This window comes from Romboutsia lituseburensis DSM 797 (assembly GCF_900103615.1).
Taxonomy (GTDB): domain Bacteria; phylum Bacillota; class Clostridia; order Peptostreptococcales; family Peptostreptococcaceae; genus Romboutsia_F; species Romboutsia_F lituseburensis.
Window position 1 is genome coordinate 99,697 of the sequence record NZ_FNGW01000003.1, and the last position, 19,931, is coordinate 119,627.

At 27.5% G+C, this 19,931-nt stretch carries 17 protein-coding genes and 1 riboswitch; of the genes, 11 read left to right on the forward strand and 6 right to left on the reverse strand.

Annotated elements, in window-relative coordinates:
- Positions 1 to 29: 29 nt before the first annotated feature.
- The 5 genes from BLP75_RS06295 to BLP75_RS06320 all read right to left on the reverse strand — a co-directional run bounded on the left by BLP75_RS06295 (position 30) and on the right by BLP75_RS06320 (position 5,617).
- The gene (locus BLP75_RS06295) at positions 30 to 806 is read right to left on the reverse strand and encodes a CPBP family intramembrane glutamic endopeptidase (protein WP_092724805.1); all 777 of its coding nucleotides are present in this window, start codon (positions 804 to 806) and stop codon (positions 30 to 32) included.
- Positions 807 to 987: 181 nt separating this feature from the next.
- Positions 988 to 1,575, reverse strand: coding sequence for a DUF2284 domain-containing protein (locus BLP75_RS06300; protein WP_092724806.1), 588 nt, complete (start codon positions 1,573 to 1,575; stop codon positions 988 to 990).
- A gap of 78 nt (positions 1,576 to 1,653) precedes the next feature.
- Positions 1,654 to 2,370 (reverse strand): DUF4184 family protein, encoded by a 717-nt coding sequence (locus BLP75_RS06305; RefSeq protein ID WP_092724807.1) that lies wholly within the window; start codon positions 2,368 to 2,370, stop codon positions 1,654 to 1,656.
- 72 nt (positions 2,371 to 2,442) lie between these two features.
- Entirely contained in the window at positions 2,443 to 3,606 is a 1,164-nt protein-coding gene (locus tag BLP75_RS06310; protein WP_170139126.1) for an MFS transporter, read from the reverse strand.
- Between the two features lie 652 nt (positions 3,607 to 4,258).
- On the reverse strand, positions 4,259 to 5,617 hold the full coding sequence (locus BLP75_RS06320; RefSeq protein WP_092724810.1) for a rhodanese-like domain-containing protein: 1,359 nt from the start codon (positions 5,615 to 5,617) through the stop codon (positions 4,259 to 4,261).
- A 207-nt stretch (positions 5,618 to 5,824) separates the two neighbouring features.
- Here BLP75_RS06320 and BLP75_RS06325 point away from each other — a divergent pair, with 207 nt between their 5' ends.
- A complete protein-coding gene (locus BLP75_RS06325) occupies positions 5,825 to 6,439 on the forward strand; it encodes a DUF4397 domain-containing protein (RefSeq protein WP_092724811.1) in 615 nt (204 codons plus the stop codon).
- 158 nt (positions 6,440 to 6,597) lie between these two features.
- On the forward strand, positions 6,598 to 7,386 hold the full coding sequence (locus BLP75_RS06330; RefSeq protein ID WP_092724812.1) for an EcsC family protein: 789 nt from the start codon (positions 6,598 to 6,600) through the stop codon (positions 7,384 to 7,386).
- 87 nt (positions 7,387 to 7,473) lie between these two features.
- Here BLP75_RS06330 and guaD read toward each other — a convergent pair whose 3' ends face one another.
- Complete coding sequence (guaD, locus tag BLP75_RS06335; protein WP_092724813.1) at positions 7,474 to 8,724, reverse strand: guanine deaminase; 1,251 nt, start codon at positions 8,722 to 8,724, stop codon at positions 7,474 to 7,476.
- A gap of 435 nt (positions 8,725 to 9,159) precedes the next feature.
- On the opposite strand from guaD, the gene BLP75_RS06340 reads away from it, so the two are divergent.
- The 9 genes from BLP75_RS06340 (at position 9,160) to BLP75_RS06380 (ending at position 19,931) form a co-directional block, all read left to right on the forward strand.
- Positions 9,160 to 10,020 carry an FAD binding domain-containing protein gene (locus BLP75_RS06340; protein WP_170139125.1) on the forward strand — a complete coding sequence of 287 codons (861 nt, stop codon included), beginning with the start codon at positions 9,160 to 9,162 and terminating at the stop codon, positions 10,018 to 10,020.
- Position 10,021: 1 nt separating this feature from the next.
- The gene (locus BLP75_RS06345; RefSeq protein ID WP_334292578.1) at positions 10,022 to 10,483 is read left to right on the forward strand and encodes a (2Fe-2S)-binding protein; all 462 of its coding nucleotides are present in this window, start codon (positions 10,022 to 10,024) and stop codon (positions 10,481 to 10,483) included.
- Entirely contained in the window at positions 10,483 to 12,621 is a 2,139-nt protein-coding gene (locus BLP75_RS06350) for a xanthine dehydrogenase family protein molybdopterin-binding subunit (protein WP_092724815.1), read from the forward strand. The genes BLP75_RS06345 and BLP75_RS06350 overlap by 1 nt, the downstream gene beginning before the upstream one ends.
- Positions 12,622 to 12,641: 20 nt before the next feature.
- Positions 12,642 to 14,354: an adenine deaminase gene (ade, locus tag BLP75_RS06355; protein ID WP_092724816.1), complete on the forward strand. Its 1,713-nt coding sequence runs from the start codon at positions 12,642 to 12,644 to the stop codon at positions 14,352 to 14,354.
- 244 nt (positions 14,355 to 14,598) lie between these two features.
- Entirely contained in the window at positions 14,599 to 15,903 is a 1,305-nt protein-coding gene (locus BLP75_RS06360) for an NCS2 family permease (protein WP_092724817.1), read from the forward strand.
- Positions 15,904 to 15,911: 8 nt separating this feature from the next.
- Positions 15,912 to 16,013: riboswitch (purine riboswitch) on the forward strand.
- Between the two features lie 230 nt (positions 16,014 to 16,243).
- The gene (locus tag BLP75_RS06365) at positions 16,244 to 17,089 is read left to right on the forward strand and encodes a DegV family protein (RefSeq protein WP_092724818.1); all 846 of its coding nucleotides are present in this window, start codon (positions 16,244 to 16,246) and stop codon (positions 17,087 to 17,089) included.
- Between the two features lie 119 nt (positions 17,090 to 17,208).
- The gene (locus BLP75_RS06370; protein WP_092724819.1) at positions 17,209 to 18,417 is read left to right on the forward strand and encodes a M20 family metallopeptidase; all 1,209 of its coding nucleotides are present in this window, start codon (positions 17,209 to 17,211) and stop codon (positions 18,415 to 18,417) included.
- A gap of 276 nt (positions 18,418 to 18,693) precedes the next feature.
- Entirely contained in the window at positions 18,694 to 19,482 is a 789-nt protein-coding gene (locus BLP75_RS06375; RefSeq protein ID WP_092724820.1) for an FAD binding domain-containing protein, read from the forward strand.
- Complete coding sequence (locus BLP75_RS06380; protein ID WP_092724821.1) at positions 19,482 to 19,931, forward strand: (2Fe-2S)-binding protein; 450 nt, start codon at positions 19,482 to 19,484, stop codon at positions 19,929 to 19,931. Before BLP75_RS06375 ends, BLP75_RS06380 begins: the two co-directional genes overlap by 1 nt.

Here is a 19,931-nt window from a genome sequence, read left to right on the forward strand (position 1 = left end):
CAAATGAGTTTTTTGCTTTATTTAACAATTTAAATAGATTTTAGTCTAATATATTTTTTAGAAAAATAAAATATAAAAAATCCAGCAGTACAAGTAGCTATAGATACAACTATATGCATGCCAACATCATATTTAAATACATAAGAGCAAGCATTATCTAATGCATGGAATAAGATACAAAGCCAAATACTATTTGTTTCAGTATATATGTAAGTGAGTATAAAAGATGACGCAATACATGTAAGTGTAAAAGGTATAAAATTAGTGCCCTGTTGAGGAGTTCCAACTACAAACCAAAGAGGTAAATGCCATAATGACCAAATAGACCCTACTATCAAAGAACTTGTAAAATCAGAGTATTTCTTTAATAGCTTAGGAAGCAAATATCCTCTCCAACCAATTTCTTCTAATCCTCCACCAAATATCATAATAGGTGTTATCCAAACTAATGAGATTAATGGTTCATTAAGTAAAATGCTTTTACCTCTATGAAATTCAACAACAATAAATGGAATTGTCCATAAAATTAAAGTTACAATTAAAACATAGAAGTATTCTTTAAAACTTTTTCTTATATTAGTAATATTTTTTATAAAATTAATAAAACTATAATTAGACGAAAATATTTTTATTGTAATTAAAGCAGCTAAAGCAGGGGAGTATCCAGAGATACCATAAAATATCATAAAAATGGGTGAACCATAAGTTAAGATATTTTGATTAGTAGTATATATGGTAACTGAAAATCCGATTATACATAAAAATACTAATGTTATAAAAAAGTATTTTAAATCTTTAGAAATCATATTTTCCACCTCTACAATTAAAAAATAATAAAATAATTTAATCGTAATAAAAAGGTTAAATTATTATAGGTTTATTATATGCCAAGTAGAAAAAATATAATAGCACATAAATGTTAAAAAAATAAATTCTACCTTACTATAATATGCAAAAGTAGAATTTATTAATATTATTAAAAAAATATTATATACAATTAACTAAACTTAATAGAATTTTTTCTATTTTATCATAAGATAAATCATTAAAATTAACTGAACCAAGTACTGTGCAATAGCTATTTTCATTATTATCCCATACAATAGAATGATTAAGTATATCTTTGCAGACTTTATCCAAATCTATTCCCATAGCCTCCATACTAAATCTTATTTTGTCTGGATATCTACAAGGTAGGTTATCTATATATGTACATGATTCACAGTATCGACATCGACCTCCATCTGTTAATAAACCATTGACCTCTTTCTCAAGAGGAATTAGAAGATCAGATAAAACTCTTCTTAAGTAAGGATGAATATCATTGATAGTTTGATCTTTATCTATCTCCATGTACATAGCTATAACTAAAGAGTAATCATAGTCTTTAGTATAATAAGTAAATTTAGGACTATTTGGAGGGCAAGTATAGCTTAGATTATAATGAGGGCAGCCATCCTTGCAAAGACCCGTGAAATAATCAAAGTCCATATAGTTTTTTAAAATATCATTTGAACATATATTTGCTTTTAAGTTGATTTTGTTGTTATCTTTATTGAAATTTAAGCTGATCATAAATTAAACTCCTAATTATTATTTTAATTAGAGTTTATTATTATAGCATTATTATGTCAATGATATTAAAAATTTTATCTAGTATTTTCCTATAAGTATAAGCGATGATATAAAATATCCAATAAATAGTCCATTTACAGTGGTAACAACAAATCTACCTATACCAAAATTATGAAATAATATATAACCTAAAATTAAAGTTAGTATTAAAAAAATTAAAGCAATTAAATGATATTTAACTTTATTACAATAAAATTTTTTATAAGAAATTTTTTTTATACTATAAAGAAAAGCTAAGATTATAAAAAAACCTATAATTGTGCTTCCGTGCTGCAATATTTTATAGATAGGTATTTTAAATGATAATATATTAAAGCTTTCTGTTAAAAACTTTATATTGTTAACAAAAAATCCTGTCTTATGAGTAAAGGAATCCCAAAATACATGTGTCAGCATTCCAATTAAGCTAGAATAGGTAAATACTATAACATTCTTTAAACTTATAGATTTATTTTTGTCATCTAATAAATAAGTATAATACTTAGATAGACCAAATGGTAAATTTGATATAAAAGGATATTTTATAATCGTAGTTATTATATAAGCCAATAAAAAACATAAAGGTAAATTAAAAAAAATAAAACCATTTAAAGTATGTCCTAAGTTACTGCTTGGGTTAAAAAGTATAAAATATATAAAATCAGGGGCCATAGATCCTAAAATTAATCCTAATAAATTTAAATTATTATTTTTATTAAAAACTACTAAAGCAGGGTGTGTCAGTGTAAATGGCATAAAATTACCTCCTTTATAGATTAAATATTAAAAGTCATAAAACAACTTTAATAAGTTATTTTATGACTTTTTTTATGCAGCTTCTGACATTTTAGACTTAACAATATCTAAATTACTTATCCATTTTAAAACAATAAAGCTAAATAATGAAACACCTATAGAAAAAATAAATATTGAATTTATTCCAAATAAGTCTATCATAGTTCCATATAACAGCTTCATAAGAGAATAAGAAACACCGATTGTAAAAGTATAAACAGTCATAGATGTAGTATAGAGTTTTTTATCAACTACTTTTCCTATAAAATCAAAGGCGCAAATTATCATAATAGAAATAGCGATACCGTGCATAGATGTAGCAATCATAAATAACCAAGGGTTAGATGTTAATGCATAAACAGTCCATCTAATTAGTAGAGCACAACTTGCAAATCCTATCATTTTGACCATTCCATATTTTTCAACTAAATCTTTGCTTTTTACCATAAAGAATAATTCAGGAATAACCATAAATACAGTAAGAAGACCAACAAGTTCAGCACCAGCACCAAGACTCATTAAATGAATTCCTTGGTAAGACATCATAGCTTCTGTTAATGAAGCTACACAAACTCCACAAACTAATATTAATATATACGATTTATTTCTAAATAATTTTGGTAAATCTTCTTTCAAGTTTAATTTTTCCTTATGCTCCACTTTATTAGTAGTATCTAATATAGGAGCTATTAATAAACATCCAATCATACTAACTATAAAGACATATAAAAACATTATATTGCTATTTGTTGCTTTTATAAGCTGACCACATAAAAATGATGAAATAGCAAATGACATAGAGCCAATTACCCTTATGCTACCATAATTTTTATTATTTTCTTTACAAAATGATGTAGTTATAGAGTCTGTTAAAGGTAGTATAGAGTTTCTAAACATTTCAAGGAATGTAGTAACTACTAGTACTGGAATAAACGAATCTGTAATAATATAAAGTACTGTAAATAAAAGTGACATCAATATATTAATCCAAAGGACAGATTTTTGTTTTTTTAGTAAATCACTTATAAGGCCCCATATAGGAACAAACACAATACCAATTATAGAAGGTATTGATACAATCATCCCAACTTGAGATGAACTAAATCCTAATGTTTTTTCTAAATATACTGGTAAAAATGTATTATAAGCACCCAAACCAATAAAAAGAGTTAAATATTTTGCGTAAAATTTTGTCATGATGATTTCCTCCCTGTATGAATATACCACAATATAAGTAATATGAAAATAGTAATAATTCATACTAAATATATTTAATAAAGCACATTAAATAAACAAGTAAAAACTTGCATATAATTGAGCGTATTTTAATTAAAAATGATACTATATATAAAATTATTTTAAAGGTATACAAAAAATTTAAATAAAAAACAGTTAACCTAAGAAGGTTAACTGTTTTTTTTAAAATTAATTAAAACAACAATTAATTGAATAAATACAATTGCTGCAAATGAAAATATAAAATAATGAAAAGCTAATAGTGAACTAAATAATCCGCTCATCATAATTATATATAGAGCTACTGAAAGTATAAAACCTAAAATTATTTTCAATTTTAAATTAAGATTTTTATTTTTTAAGACAGAGCATACTAGTAAAAGCAAAAACAATGCTGATATAAAAATTACAAAATAACTCTTTATTTTTAAGTTAGAATTTGAAAAAATTGTATTTTCAAACTGATACCTTTTATAATATACATGATGCATTACACCAGCACTTTTATTAGTTAAGTATTGTAAAATAAAAACACCTATAAATAAAATTAATTGAACAACCGTTGCAAAAGCACAGAAGATATTTTTAAAATTAATTTTTTTCATGTTAAAAATTATTTAGGTTCTCCTGTTTCTGTTGGATTTGAAGGGTCGTTGCTCCAGCCAATCCATCCATCACTATATAAAGATGTATTGTCAAATCCCATAACATTAGCATAAGTTAGAACTTCAGCTGCTCTCCATCCACTTCCACACATAAATGCAAGATGGTTATTAGTATTTATATTTTGTGATTTCCATAAATTTTGAATTTCATCTGCGTTTCTCATTGTATTATCTATATTACGATAGTCCTCAAGTGTAGTTGAACTTGTTCCAGCATAGCCATAAATAGATCCTGGTATACGGCCCTTTTTGTTATGGTAGCTATAGCCACTTTTTTTACCTATATGCTCATCCCAACTACGTATGTCTACTAAAGTAAATTTAGAATTTTTTAATTGTTCTTTAAGTTCTGGTATAGTAACTATTAAGTCAGGATTTTGTGGTATTGTAGCTCCGAAATCATTTCCTGATATTTTAGGGTTGCTTTTAGTCTCAAGTTCATACCCAGCACTTACCCATGCATCATTTCCGCCATTTAAAACTCTAACATCGTTTATACCAATATATCTAAGAACAACAGCAACTCTATAAGATGCCATTACATCAGGTCCAGTAACTATTACAGTATCATTTTTAGTAAATCCGTAGTCATTGGCAAATTTAGTTAGTTCTTTGTCACTAGCCATCATCCAACTAGGTGGTGGTTCTATAGTGTCAGTATTTATATGAACACTAGTAGGAACATGTCCTTTTAAATAAGCTTCTTTTTCTTCACCCCAGCTAGCTTCAACTATTTTTACATTTTTAGAATTTTTAAATGTTTCAGGTGTTTTTCCATCTAACAATTCTTTAACAGCTTGAGCTGGAACTATCATTTCATAATTACTATATTGAACCATAGGTAAATTTTTATCATTAGCCCATTCATTTACATTATATGTATATAAATTATCATACCCTTTGTTTTTTAAGTAGTCATATACTTCCTTAGAGTCTTTTTCATTAGAATCATATAGTACTATATTCTTATCTTTATCTATTCCTTTAGTTTCTAATGCTTTTTCTAAGGTTTTTTCTTTATTTTTAGCGTCAACATTTAGCCAATTTGCTGAAAAATCGACTGCTCCTTTTATGTGTCCACCTCTTTTTATACCATCTAAGGCCCAACCATTATAAGCATCGTTTATACGAGTATCGACTATTACCCAAGATTTATCATCTAATTTTTTCTCTAAATCACTAGTTGATATTGTTTTGACATTAGATTCTTGAGTAGTATCAGCTTTTTTAGCACAGCCAGATAATAATGATATGCTAAGTAGTGCAGCAATACTTAAAGTTAATGTAGTTTTTAATTTAAGTTTCATTAGAATTTCCTTTCTATTTAAATAATTATTTAAGTTAGATTATATTAACAAAGTAAATGATATTAGTAAAATAATATAGAAAAAAAATATAAACTAACATTTCGAAATAGATAATATCTATAGTTTGTATATAAATTATAAAAAGAACAAAAGCCAAATAGTTAACATATCTTATTATCAAGAAGAACTTTAAGGGAGGGATAAAAGATGGATTGTTTCAAAGTTAAACCAACAAAAACTTTAGTTAGAGTATTCAATGCACTACCAATAAATATACCAGTGGACGTATATGGAGACGGAATACTCATATTTTCAGAATTAAAATATAAAGATTTTACATCTTATTTTTATGTGCCTATAGGTACTCATAAGGTTGATATTTATAAAGCTGGTACTAAATCTAATCCAATAATAAGAACATCACTTAGATTACCTACAGACCAAATTTTTACAATAGCGCTCACAGGAAATCAAGGAGAAGAAACTTTGTTAGCTGTGGACGAGGATATAGAGCAACAACCTTCTAAGCAAGATGCAGTAGGTAGAACTGTAAATTTATGCCCTAATATAGAATTTATAGATCTGCTACTTAATGATGTACCATCATTAAATAATGTTGCATATCGAGATGAAACACCATATGTATTCATACCTCCAGGAATATACAATATTTCAGTAAAAGATGGAACAACGGGTAATGTTATGTCAACAGGAAAATTTGAATATAAAGTAGAAAGAATATATACATTGTATATAGTTGGGGATGCACAAAATATACAGATGGTTCAATCTGTAGACGGAAATACTTATGTATGTAGGTAATAAAATATAAAAAATAATAAAAATAAATAATAAGGTTAGATAAATAAGTTATTCTAACCTTATTTTTATTTCATAATATTAATAAATTGAAGACTGTAGGTGATTAGGACCGTAAAATGAGATATAATAAATATACTAAATAGATAAAAGGTGATTAAATGAAAGAATATAATAGTATACAAGTTAAAGAATTAATTAAATGGCAGAATAAAATGAGGAAAAGACCATCTATAATAAATAAAGCATCAAAAGGTACCCAAAACAAACTAAACTCTATCTTACCAGATAAATATCATGAAGTAATAACAACTGCAATTAAAAACATGACAAAAGTTGTTTTGTTAGGATCAAAATACACAACTAAGCCACCAATACAAAATTTAGATTTAGAAGAAAGAGATATATTAGCTAAAGAAAAAATTAAAAATTATAAAACAACAGCAGTTTTAGAAGGGGCAGGAACAGGAGCAGGTGGTATATTAATAGGCTTAGCAGACTTACCATTACTACTGAGTATAAAAATAAAACTTTTATATGAACTGGCTAGTATATATGGATTTGACGTTAATGATTATAGAGAGAGGATATATATATTAAATATATTTCAATTAGCATTTTCAAGTCAAAATCATGTAAACTACATATTTGAAAAGATGGAGCATTGGGATGAATATAAAGAAACTTTATCAGATGATATAAATGATTTTAATTGGAGGTCATTTCAGCAAGAATATAGAGATTATATAGATCTAGCTAAATTGTTGCAGTTAGCGCCTGGTATTGGAGCATTTGTAGGTGCGTATGTAAACAATAAATTAGTTGATAAGTTAGGTGAATTTGCTATATATGCATATCATATGAGACATTTAGAAAAGGAACTATATATAAATGATACTAAAGAAAGATGGTGGATGAAAAAATATAAAAATTTAAATAAATATAAATAAATAAATTCTTGGATTATTTAAATAATCCAAGAATTTTTTTATGAAAAGAACATTAATTAATTTAATAAATAAAAATAAGTTAAGTTTTTATATTAATGAACCTTTAACATATCTATGATAAATTTGTCTATCATCTCCTAAATAGACAAACCTTTCTAAGCGCTCTATTAAATTATAATTGTCAAAGTTAAGATCATGATCATCAATAATTAGTGCATCAAAATCATAACCTTTTTCAAAACTACCAACATTTCCAAAGAAGGATCCACCACCTTTAGTGGCTATATAAAATGCCTCGCTAAAACTTAAGAAATCATATTCCTTATTTTGAGCCCAAGTAAGCTTTGAAAATTCAATAGCATAAACCATAGTTTTAAAAATAGAAAAACTATGACCTCCACTTACATCGCTTCCGAATCCTATTTTAACATTATTATCTAGTAGTTTTCTTATTGGCATTATTCCACTGGCTAAATTAGCATTAGAGGTAGGGCAGTGAACTGCATAAACATTTTTATTTTTCATAAGGTCAATTTCATCATCTGTTAAATGTATACAATGTGCCATTAATGTGGGCGTATCACCAAATAAATTGAATTTATTATACACATCTCCGTAGAACTTTGAATCTGGATGAAGCTCTCTTACCCAGTTTATCTCACCAATATTTTCTGATAAATGAGACTGAACAGGAATATTATATTTCACCGCTATAGCTCCTAACTCTTTAAGTAAAGTTTCACTACATGTAGGAACAAATCTAGGCGTTATGATAGGATTAACTAGTTCTGACTTATTAAATGTTTGACTTATAATATCAATAGTATCATTTATAGAATCATAAGTATTTTCACATAAAGTATCACAAGAGTTTCTATCCATATTAACTTTACCAATATATGCGCCAATACCAGATTGTTTAAATAAATCTATTAGTTTTAAAGTAGAATCTTTGTGTATAGTAGCAAATGCAGCTACCCTAGTAGTGCCATTTTTATAAACTTCATTTACAAATCTAGAGTACATTTTTTCTCCATAATTTACATCAACATACTTAGATTCCTCAGGGAATGTATAATCATTAAGCCAAGGAAGTAATTCTTTATCCATAGCAATACCAAGGTTTCTAAATTGAGGAGCATGACAGTGTAAATCATTCATCCCAGGAATTATAAGCTTATCTTTGTAATCAATTAATTCATAATGTTTATATTTCTCAGGCAATTTTTTGCATACATCTAAAACAGTGTTGTTAGATAAAACTATATACCCATCTTCTATAACTTCAAATTTATGATATGTAGGGGTGAAAATTATATTTCCTTTAATAATCCTCATAAAACACCTCTTAATAAAAAATTCGTGTTACTTTAAAAAATTATACTAACATCAATAATATTAATTTTATATAAATAATATATATTAAAATTTATTCGAAAATATTCAAGAATATTGTTTTAAAATCAACAAATTAATATAAAATAAAACTTTGGATTATGAAAAATAAAAGTTGAATTTTAATGTACGTAATTTTGCGAACAAATTTTAAAATTGATAATACAACATTCTTTTACAAAAATATAATTAATTCAAATAAAAAAGTACTATAATTCTTAAAATGCTCATATGTTTTAAGAAAGATATTTTAACATTTATAATATGTTTTCAATGTGATTTTTAGAATTATATTTTGAATTTAAAATTATTTAAACTAGATAAAAGACACTCAGGCTAAAATTATTTATAAAAACTAAATTTTTTATGGAGGAATTTATGATTGAAGAAGTATATAAGGTGAAGACTTTAGACGAAACATTAAAATTATTAGATTCTAAAAGTAGCTCGATGATTATTGCAGGAGGAACAGATATAATTGTTCAAATGAGGAATAAAAGAGTTGAAAAAAAGACTTTAATTGATATTTCGGATGTAGAAGAATTAAAAAAAATATCAGAAGACAAAGGCATTATAAAAATAGGCGCATGTACAACGTTTAACCAAATAATACATAATGAGATACTAAATAGTAATTTATATGGATTAAAAAAAGCTGCTATGTCAGTAGGATCACCACAAATACGAAGTAGAGGAACTATTGGAGGTAATATATGCAATAATTCTCCGAGTGCAGATTTTATAGTACCTTTATTAGCGTTAGACGCAGCAGTTAGAATACAAACAAAATCATATGAAAGAAAAGTTTATTTAAAAGATTTATTATTAGATAAAAACGAAGTAGATATTAAAGAAAATGAAATATTAACCTATATAGAGTTTGAAAAACCTAAGAAAAACCAAATAGTAACTTTTTCAAAATTAGGTTTTAGGAAATCACTAGCAATTGCAAAAGTATCTGCTGGTGTTTTTTTAGATATAAAAGATAATAAATTTAGCATGGTTAGAATATCTTTAGGTGCATTAAGTAATATAGCTAGAAGAGCGTATAATGTAGAAAACTATTTAATTGGAAAAGAAGTAAAAGATGAGTATATAAATAATGCAATAGATATGATAGAAAATAATGTAAAAAAAGAATTACGAGGAAGAGAAAGCGCTGAATTTAAATCTCATGCAGTTAAAGGTATAGTAGAAAGTGCTATAAGTGAATGTATAAAATTGAATATAAGAGGGTGAAGTGTTGAAAAATATTAATTTAAATATTAATAATACTTTGTACAATGTGAGCATAAATGAAAATGATCGATTAATAGATGTACTTAGAGATAAATTAAAGCTAACAGGAACTAAAGAAGGCTGTGGAGAGGGAGAGTGTGGAGCTTGTTCTGTAATTATAGATGGAGAAATAGTGAACTCTTGCTTAGTAATGGCATTTCAAGTACAAGATAAAAAAATAACAACTATAGAAGGTGTAAAAGATGAATATTTAAAACAATCTTTTATAGATGTTGGAGCAGTACAATGCGGTTTTTGTACTCCAGGTATGATACTAAGTGGAAAAGTAATATTAGACCAAAATCAAAATCCTACAAAAGAACAAATAAGGGAAAGTATATCTGGAAACTTGTGCAGATGTACAGGTTACAATAAGATTATAGATGCAATATATAACGCATCGAAGATAAGGGGAGATAAGTAGTGGATGTAGTAGGTAAAAGTGTAAAAAGAGTAGATGCCTATGATAAAGTAAGTGGAAAAGCGATATATCCACAAGATATATATATAGATAATATGCTTTATGGAGCAACTTTAAGATCAACCAAGCCACATGCATATATAAAAGTTGATATTAGCAAAGCCTTAGAGTTAGAAGGCGTCATAAAAATATTTACGGCAAAAGATATAAAAAATAACTATCATGGAGTTGTATTAAAAGATCATCAAGTATTTTGTGAAAATAAAGTTAGAAGAGTTGGAGATCCAATTGCATTTGTGGTAGCAATATCTAAAGAAGTTGCAAATATGGCATTAGAATATATAAGGATAGACTATGAAGAAATTGAATGTGTGTTTGACCCAGAAATTGCAATGAAAAACGACTCAGTAAAAGTTCATGATAATGAAAGTAATATAGTTCATCATTTTAAGATTAGAAATGGAGATATTGATAAAGGGTTTGAAGAATGTGATATTATAGTTGAAAATGAATATAAAGTACCGCAAGTAGATCACGTATTTTTACAACCAGAAAGTGGTGTTTCTACTATTGATGAAGATGGAAATATAACTTTATACATATCAACGCAATATCCTCATTATGATGTAATTGAAGTATCTGAAGCACTTGGAATAGAATCAAATAAGGTTAAAATTATAAATTGTACAGTTGGTGGAGCATTTGGTGGGAGAGAAGACATAATGATGCAAATACATTTAGCACTAGCAGCTAAAGAATTAAAAAGGCCAATAAAAACAGTTTACACTAGAGAAGAATCATTTTTAGCACACTCAAAGAGGCATTCTATGATAATGAAATATAAAACAGGGGTTACTAAGGATGGTAAGCTAAAAGCGATAAAAGTAACTATAATAGGTGATACAGGTGCTTATGCGTCTTGGGCTATAAATGTACTTAGAAAAGCTGGTGTGCATGCAACTGGACCTTATGAAATAGAAAATGTTTGGGTCGATAGCTATGCAGTTTATACAAATAATCCATTTAGTGGAGCTATGAGAGGATTTGGAGCAACTCAAGTACCGATTGCTTATGAACAACAAATGGATATATTAGCACAAAAGTTAAATATGGATCCTATTGAATTTAGACTTAATAATATTTTTAGAAAAGGAAGTAAAACAGCTACCAATCAAATGCTAAAGGAAAGCGTTCCTCTAGAAAGATGTATAAAAGAAGTTAAAAAACACATAGACATAAATAAAAAAGGCTGTGGTATAGGGATTATGTTTTATGGAACGGGTTATGGAAATGGATTTCCAGATATTTCAAATGCAACCGTAAAAATAAATAAATATGGAAAATTAGAAATATATGTGGGTGCAACAGAAGTAGGTCAAGGGGCTAAAACAATAATGAGTCAAATTGGAGCTGAAGTCTTAAAAATAAATATAGAAGATGTAATTTTTATAAATGAAGATACATCTATAACTCCAGACTCAGGAACTGCTGCAGCTAGCCGTCAAACTTATAATACAGGTAATGCAATAAAGATAGCATGTGAAAAATTAAGAGATGAAATAGCTAAAGAATACGATATAAAGAAATATGATTTAAAAGAAGTATACAAAAATATGGATGACGATAAACTTGTTAAGCATGCATCATTTACTGCTTATACAACTACTATGGATGAAGAAACAGGAATAGGAGATCCTTATTGGCCATATACTTTTGGAGCATGTGGTATTGAAGTAGATATAAATGAAAAAACAGGAGAAGTTGAATTATTAAAAGCAGTAGTAGCTCAAGATGTAGGCAAAGCTATAAATCCACAACTAATAGAAGGTCAAATAGATGGAGGATTTGCTATGGGAGTTGGATATACTTTATTTGAAGATCTAAATGTTATAAATGGATATATAAAAAATAATAAGTTGTCTAAGTATTTAATACCAACTTCTTTAGATACAATAGATTTTAAAAAAATAATAGTAGAGGATGAAGAAAGTAGTGCACCATTTGGAGCTAAGGGAATAGGAGAGCCGGTTATAGTATATGTAGCACCTGCTATATTAAATGCTGTTGCAAGTAAGTTAGATAAAAGAGCTTATGAAATACCATTAACGCCTAATAAAATAATAAATCTTATAAATAGCTAAATTCATATAAGGAGGAATATATGAACACTAAAAATTTAATAGACTTAGCTATGAAAAATAAAAAGGCTGAGTTAGTGTTAAAAAATGCGAAAATAGTAAATGTATTTTCACATGAAATTGTAAATTCTGATGTAGCTATAGATAGTGGAGTTATAGTTGGAGTAGGAAGCTACGATGGAATAGAAAATATTGATTTAGAAGGAAAATTTATAGTTCCAGGCCTTATAGATTCACATTTGCATATAGAATCAGCTATGGTAACACCCCAAGAATTTGCAAAGGCAGTAGTTCCAAGAGGTACTACTACTGTAATTGCAGACCCACATGAAATAGCTAATGTTTGTGGATTAGATGGTATAGAATATATGTTAAATTCTAGTGAAAAATTACCATTAGATGTTTATATTATGCTTCCATCTTGTGTTCCAGCTACAAACTTTGAAAATGCAGGAGCAGTATTAAGCTCAGATGAATTAGCAAAATTTATAAATCATCCTAAAGTTTTAGGTCTTGGTGAAATGATGAATTATCCAGGGGTTATATATAAAGAAGACGATGTTATAAATAAATTAAACTTAGCTCACAAAAGCAATAAAATAATAGATGGACATGGTCCAGATATAAAAGATGAAAAGTTAAATGCTTATGTAGTGAGTGGAGTGTGCACTGAACATGAATGTTCAACTGTTGAAGAAATGCTAGATAGAATTAGACTTGGGATGTATGTAATGATAAGAGAAGGCTCAGCAGCTAGAAATTTAGAAGAATTAGTTCGAGGTATAAACAATTTTAATTATCAAAGATGTCTATTTTGCACAGACGATAGACACCCACAAGATACTTTAAACAGTGGTCATATTGACAATAATGTGAGATTGGCAATTAAAAATGGAATAGATCCAATAACAGCAATACAAATAGCAACAATAAATGCAGCAAATTGTTATAATTTAAAATCTGTAGGAGCAATATCTCCAGGATATAAGGCTGATTTATTAATAGTTGATAACTTAAAGGATTTTAATATTGAGGAAGTTTATAAAAATGGAAAATTAGTAGGTAAACATAAAAAAGCTTTATTTGAAACTAGGTTAGTTGATACATCTAAAGTTATTGATACTGTCAATATAGGCAAAGTTAATAAAGAAAATTTAAAAATTATTTTAGAAAATGATATAGTAAATGTTATTAGATTGCTTCCTCATAATTTAGTAACAGAAAAAGTGGTTAGAAAGGTTGATATTAAAAATAATGAATTTAAATATAATGAAAAATTAGACTTATTAAAATTAGTAGTTATAGAAAGACACAAAAACACAGGGAATATTGGACTTGGACTTGTTGAAAATTTCAAATTAAAAAATGGATCAATAGCATCAACTATAGCACATGATTCACACAATATAATAGTAATTGGAGACAATGATGAAGATATATTAAATGCGATAGAAGAAGTTAAAAGAATAGGCGGAGGTATATCTATTTCATCTAATGGAAAAATATTAGATAGTTTATCACTTCCAATAGGTGGAATAGTAAGTGATAAAAGTATTGAATTTGTTAATGATAAATTAAACAAAATGTTAAATTTAGCTTACAATGAGCTTAATGTAAATAAAGAAATAGATCCATTTATGACATTATCATTTCTAGCACTTCCAGTTATACCTCAAATAAAGTTAACTGATAGAGGGTTGTTTGATGTAGTTAAATTTGAGTTCATAAAAATATAAAAAAAATTCGCAAAATTCAAAACAAAGTACAAGCCATCTAGTTAAGTTTATAAAAATCTAATCATATAATTTATAGTACAAAACGAGTCAACTTGAATTTTCAGATTAAGGATCAGTTAAAATTAAATAAATGACGAAAATTTTTTAACATTGAAGCTATAGAGCTTGCCCTAGTTTAGGCCTATATCTTTAAAATATAAGATAAAAGCCTTTTAGGATAAATTTAAAGGGAGGTTGTGCATATATGGAGTTTTTAGAGAAAAAATTTAAACTCAAAGAACACAATACCAATGTTAAAACTGAAGTATTAGCTGGAATTACAACTTTTATGACTATGGCATATATTTTAGTTGTAAATGCTAATATTTTAGGAGATGCGGGTATGGATAAAGGAGCGGTATTCGTAGCGACTGCTATAGCAGCTTTTATAGGCTCAATGATTATGGGATTGCTTGCTAATTATCCAATAGGATTGGCTCCAGGTATGGGATTAAATGCATTTTTTACTTATACTGTAGTTATAGCGATGGGGCATACATGGCAATTTGCATTATGTGCAGTTTTTATTGAAGGTTTAGTATTTATACTTTTAACACTTACAAATGTTCGTGAAGAAATTATAAATTGCATACCACCTCTTTTAAAGCATGCAGTTACAGTAGGTATAGGTCTTTTTATAACATTTATAGGGTTAGTTAATACAGGTATAGTAGAGCCAGGTGGAGCTATCTTGACTCTAGGAAGTATGCAAACTCCATTAGTATTATTATCTATAGCAGGACTTATATTGGCATCAGTATTAATGTGCAAAAATGTAAAAGGAGCATTTTTATTATCTATGATAGTAACAGCTGCTATAGGTATGTTTTGTGGATTAGTAGAATTTCCAAAAGCTATAGTATCAAGTATACCATCTTTAGATCCAATATTTTTAAAGGCATTCACAGTTCCTAAATCAGAAATATTTAGTTTAGATATGGTAGTTGTAGTATTTACATTCTTATTTGTTGATTTGTTTGATACAGTAGGATGTCTAGTGGGTGTTGCATCTAAGGGTAATTTATTAAATGAAGATGGAACATTACCTAGAGCTAAAGATGCTTTACTTTCAGATGCAATAGCAACAACAGCAGGAGCTATGTTAGGTACATCCACAATAACTTGTTATGTTGAAAGTTCAGCAGGTATAGCAGAAGGTGGAAGAACAGGGCTTACAGCTGTTACAACAGGATTTTTATTTTTAGCATCATTATTTTTCTCTCCAATATTTACAGCCATACCACCACAAGCAACAGGGCCAGTATTGATATTAGTTGGAGTTTTAATGGCAAGTTCGGTTCTTGAAATTAACTTTAAAGATCCAACAGATGCTATTCCAGCATTTTTAACATTTGTCATGATGCCACTTGCATATAGTATAGCGGAAGGTATAGTATTTGGTATAATTTCTTATACGATTCTTAAATTTTTATGTGGGCAAAGAGAAAAAGTCAATATATCTCTTGTAGTTTTAAGTATCTTATTTATATGTAAATTTATATTCTTATAATTTAAAGCTAAACATTGCTTAATATAACCTGTATATATTTAGTAATATGGACTAAATGTTTCTACAAGGCTACCGTAAATAGTCTGACTACAGGTATATGTATATAGAGAAGACATGAAATAATTAGATAACTGTATGTAATTTCCTTAATTATTGATAAAGGTTAAAAGATATAAAAGATGTGCTGAAAAATATTTTAGTATAAAATAGAACTTATGGTATAATTAATATAATAGCAATTATAAATATAAATTTAATAATAAATAGTTGAAATTTACATTAAAACAGTCTTATGATAAAAGATGATTTAGTATAACAATAGTAAAAGGGAGTTATAAACATGAGTAATATTAAGATAATATGCGATACAATGAATGATTTACCAGAAAAAATTATGGACAAATATGATGTAGATATACTGCCAGCAACAATAATATTTGAAGGTAAAGAATATAAAGCTGGTGTAGATATAGACACAGATGATTTTTACAAATTATTAAGAAATTCAGAAAGTATTCCATCTACTTCACAAATAACATACATTACATATAAAGAAATATTTGAAAAATATGTAAATGAAGGTAAGACAATACTATATATGGCTGGGTCATCAACTGCATCTGGAATATATCAATCAGCTACAATAGCAAAAAATGATATAGATGGAGACGTTCATATATTTGATACATATAGTTTATCTGTAGGTGGAGGTATGCTTATATACGAAGCTGCTAAAATGGTAGAACAAGGACATGATATAGAATATATAATAAATAAGTTAGAAGAGTATAAAAATAAAGTAAATGTTTATTTTTCAGTAGATTCACTAGATTATTTACACAAGGGTGGAAGAATATCAGGAACTAAAGCGGCTATAGGAACATTACTTAATATAAAACCAATATTAAAAATTGAAGGTGGTTTAGTAAATCAAGTAAGTCAAGTTAGAGGAACTAAAAAAATAATTCCAAAGTTAATTGAAGAATTGAAATTACAAATTGGTGAAGATTTTTCAGGCAAAGACGTTTATGTTGGATATGGAGATGATTTAGAATTACGTGATAAATTTATTGAAATAGTTAAAAAAGAATTATCACCTAAAAATGTACATACATTCCGTATTGGGTCTTGTGTTGCTTGTCATTCTGGACCAAGTGTATTTGGGTTAGCATGTTTAGATAAATAGATATAAAAAGCATCTTTAGAGAAATTAAAATCTTTACAAGATGCTTTTTTATTTAAATATATTATAATATTAAAAATATAAGCTAGAGATATTTAAATTAAAATACAAGGGGAGAGAGTATGAATTTACAAAATTTAAAGTTAAGGGCATATGAGATAGAAAACAAATTATGTAAGGAATTTGAAGAAGTAAATGATTATATATTTAAAAATCCAGAACTTGGTGGACAAGAATATAAGTCTTCTAAATATATAGTTGATAAAATGAATGAATATGGATTTAAAACAACTTTTCCATATTGCAATATAGATACAGCTTTTAGAGCTGAACTTGGAGATGAAGAAGGGCCAACAATAGCATTTATTTCAGAATATGATGCACTACCTGGTTATGGGGAAAATAATGATGAACCAGGACATGCATGCGGTCATAATTGGATAGCGGCATCAACTTTAGGTGCATGCGTTGTTCTTAGTAAGTTAAAGAAGTACTTTAAAGGTAAAATTATTTTAATTGGAACTCCAGCAGAAGAAACAATTGGGTATAAATACAACTTAGTAAAATCAGGGGCATTTGATGATATAGATGCTGCATTTCAAATGCATATAGAGTCATGTAATAATGTGAATTGTAAATCTCTAGCTATGGATTCTCTAGAATTTGAATTTGAAGGATTAGCAGCACATGCCGCATCACATCCGCATAAAGGTGTAAATGCATTAGATGCAGTTAACTTAATGTTTGCAGGAATAAATGCTCTAAGGCAACATGTAAAAAGTGATGTTAGAATACATGGAATTATAACTAATGGAGGCCAAGCTGCAAATATAGTACCAGAAAAAAGTATTTGTCAATTTTATATAAGAGCAAGTGAAAGAAGCTATCTAGAAGAGGTTACTCAGAAGGTTATTAATTGTGCCAAAGGTGCAGAACTTATGACAGGAGCTAAATTAAGTTATAGAAATTTTGAAAATCCTTTTGATAATATAATAAATATAAGTAGTTTTCAAAGTATTATGAAATCAAATTTACAAGATATTGGAGTAATAGATTTTTATGAAGGTAATAATCCTCCTACTGGATCAACTGATATTGGAAATGTAAGTCAAGTATGTCCTACCATGTATACTGAGTTAAGTTTAAATATTAATCCTATGGTATATGTTCATGAAAAAGAATTTTTAAAATTTGCAAATTCCAATGAATCGTATGAATTATTACATAAGGCAATTAAATCTATGGCAACAACTGCGCTGGAATTATATTGTGATAAAAACTTGTTAAGCCAAATAAAAGAAGAACATTTAATGCTAGTAGGTTATAAATAAAATAGAGTATTATAAGTTAAAATGCCTTGAAAATAATTATTTTGATTAATTATTTCCAAGGCTATTTTTATAGATAAATAAAATTTTTTATTAAATAAAAGATTAGAAAAACGAATATTTAATAGGAGTAAAATGTGTTAATATTAAAAAATAATAAAAAAATACGTACATAAAATGATAAAAAATATAAAATGTTTACATATATTGCGTATTTTATTGAATTAAAATATATGATTATGTTATAATCAAGAAAATAAATAAATATTAGGAGGAAGTATGTTTACGCTAATAGATATTGTTCAGCCAACTACAGTAGAAGAAGCATACGAAGTTTTAACTAAAAGAAGAAACAATCAATTAATCGGTGGTAGTGCTTTTTTAAGAATGGGGAAAAAAAGAATAGGAACTGGAATAGAATTATCTAACCTAAACCTAGATTATATAAAAGAAGATGATAATTATGTAGAAATAGGTGCTATGACTACATTTAGAGATTTAGAAATTAGTAAAGTACTTGAAGAAAACTTTGGAAGCATAATAAAAAATTCAGTAAAAGACATAATAGGCGTACAATTTAGAAGTATTGTAACAATAGGAGCTACAGTGTTTTCTAGATATGGGTTCTCAGATTTAATAGTAGCACTATTATGTTTAGACACTGAGGTACAACTATGTAAAGGTGGAAGAATTTCTTTAGATGAGTTTTTAAATAGAAAGTATGAAAAAGACTTTTTAACAAAGATTTATATAAAGAAAAATAAGAAAAAATCATCATATAAATCACTTAGAAATGCTAAGAGTGACTATCCATTAATAAACGTATCGGTTTCAAGGAATGACGATGTATTTAAAATATGTGTTGGAGCAAGACCTCAAAGAGCTACAGTTGCTTTAAAGTCTAGTGAATTTATATCTAAAAATAGTATAAATGAAGAAAACATAGATAAAGCAGCTCAAATAGCAGCTGATGAATTAGTTTTTGGAACTAATATGAGAGCAACTAAAGAGTATCGATATGCTATGACTAAGGTACTCATAAAAAGAGCTATAATGGAGGTCATATAATGCTAGTAGAACTTAAAGTAAATGGTAAAAAAAGAAAAGTTGAGATAGATTGTGAAGAATATTTAGTGGATACATTAAGAAAATTAGGAAATCTAAGTGTTAAAAGAGGATGTGATACTGGATGTTGTGGACTATGTTCTATATGGATAGATAAAAAACCAGTATTATCATGCGCAATGTTAACAGTTAGAGCATTAAATAAAGAAATAACTACAATAGAGGGAATAGAAAAAGAAGCTAGTGAGTTTGCTAGAATATTAGTAAGTGAAGGTGCTGAACAATGCGGATTCTGTTCTCCTGGTTTTATAATGACCGTAATTGCAATGAAAGAAGAACTTGAAAATCCAACAGAAGAAGAAATAAAACATTACTTAACTGGAAATCTATGTAGATGTACAGGATATATGGGACAGCTAAGAGCTATTAAAACTTATCTGGGGGTAAAATAG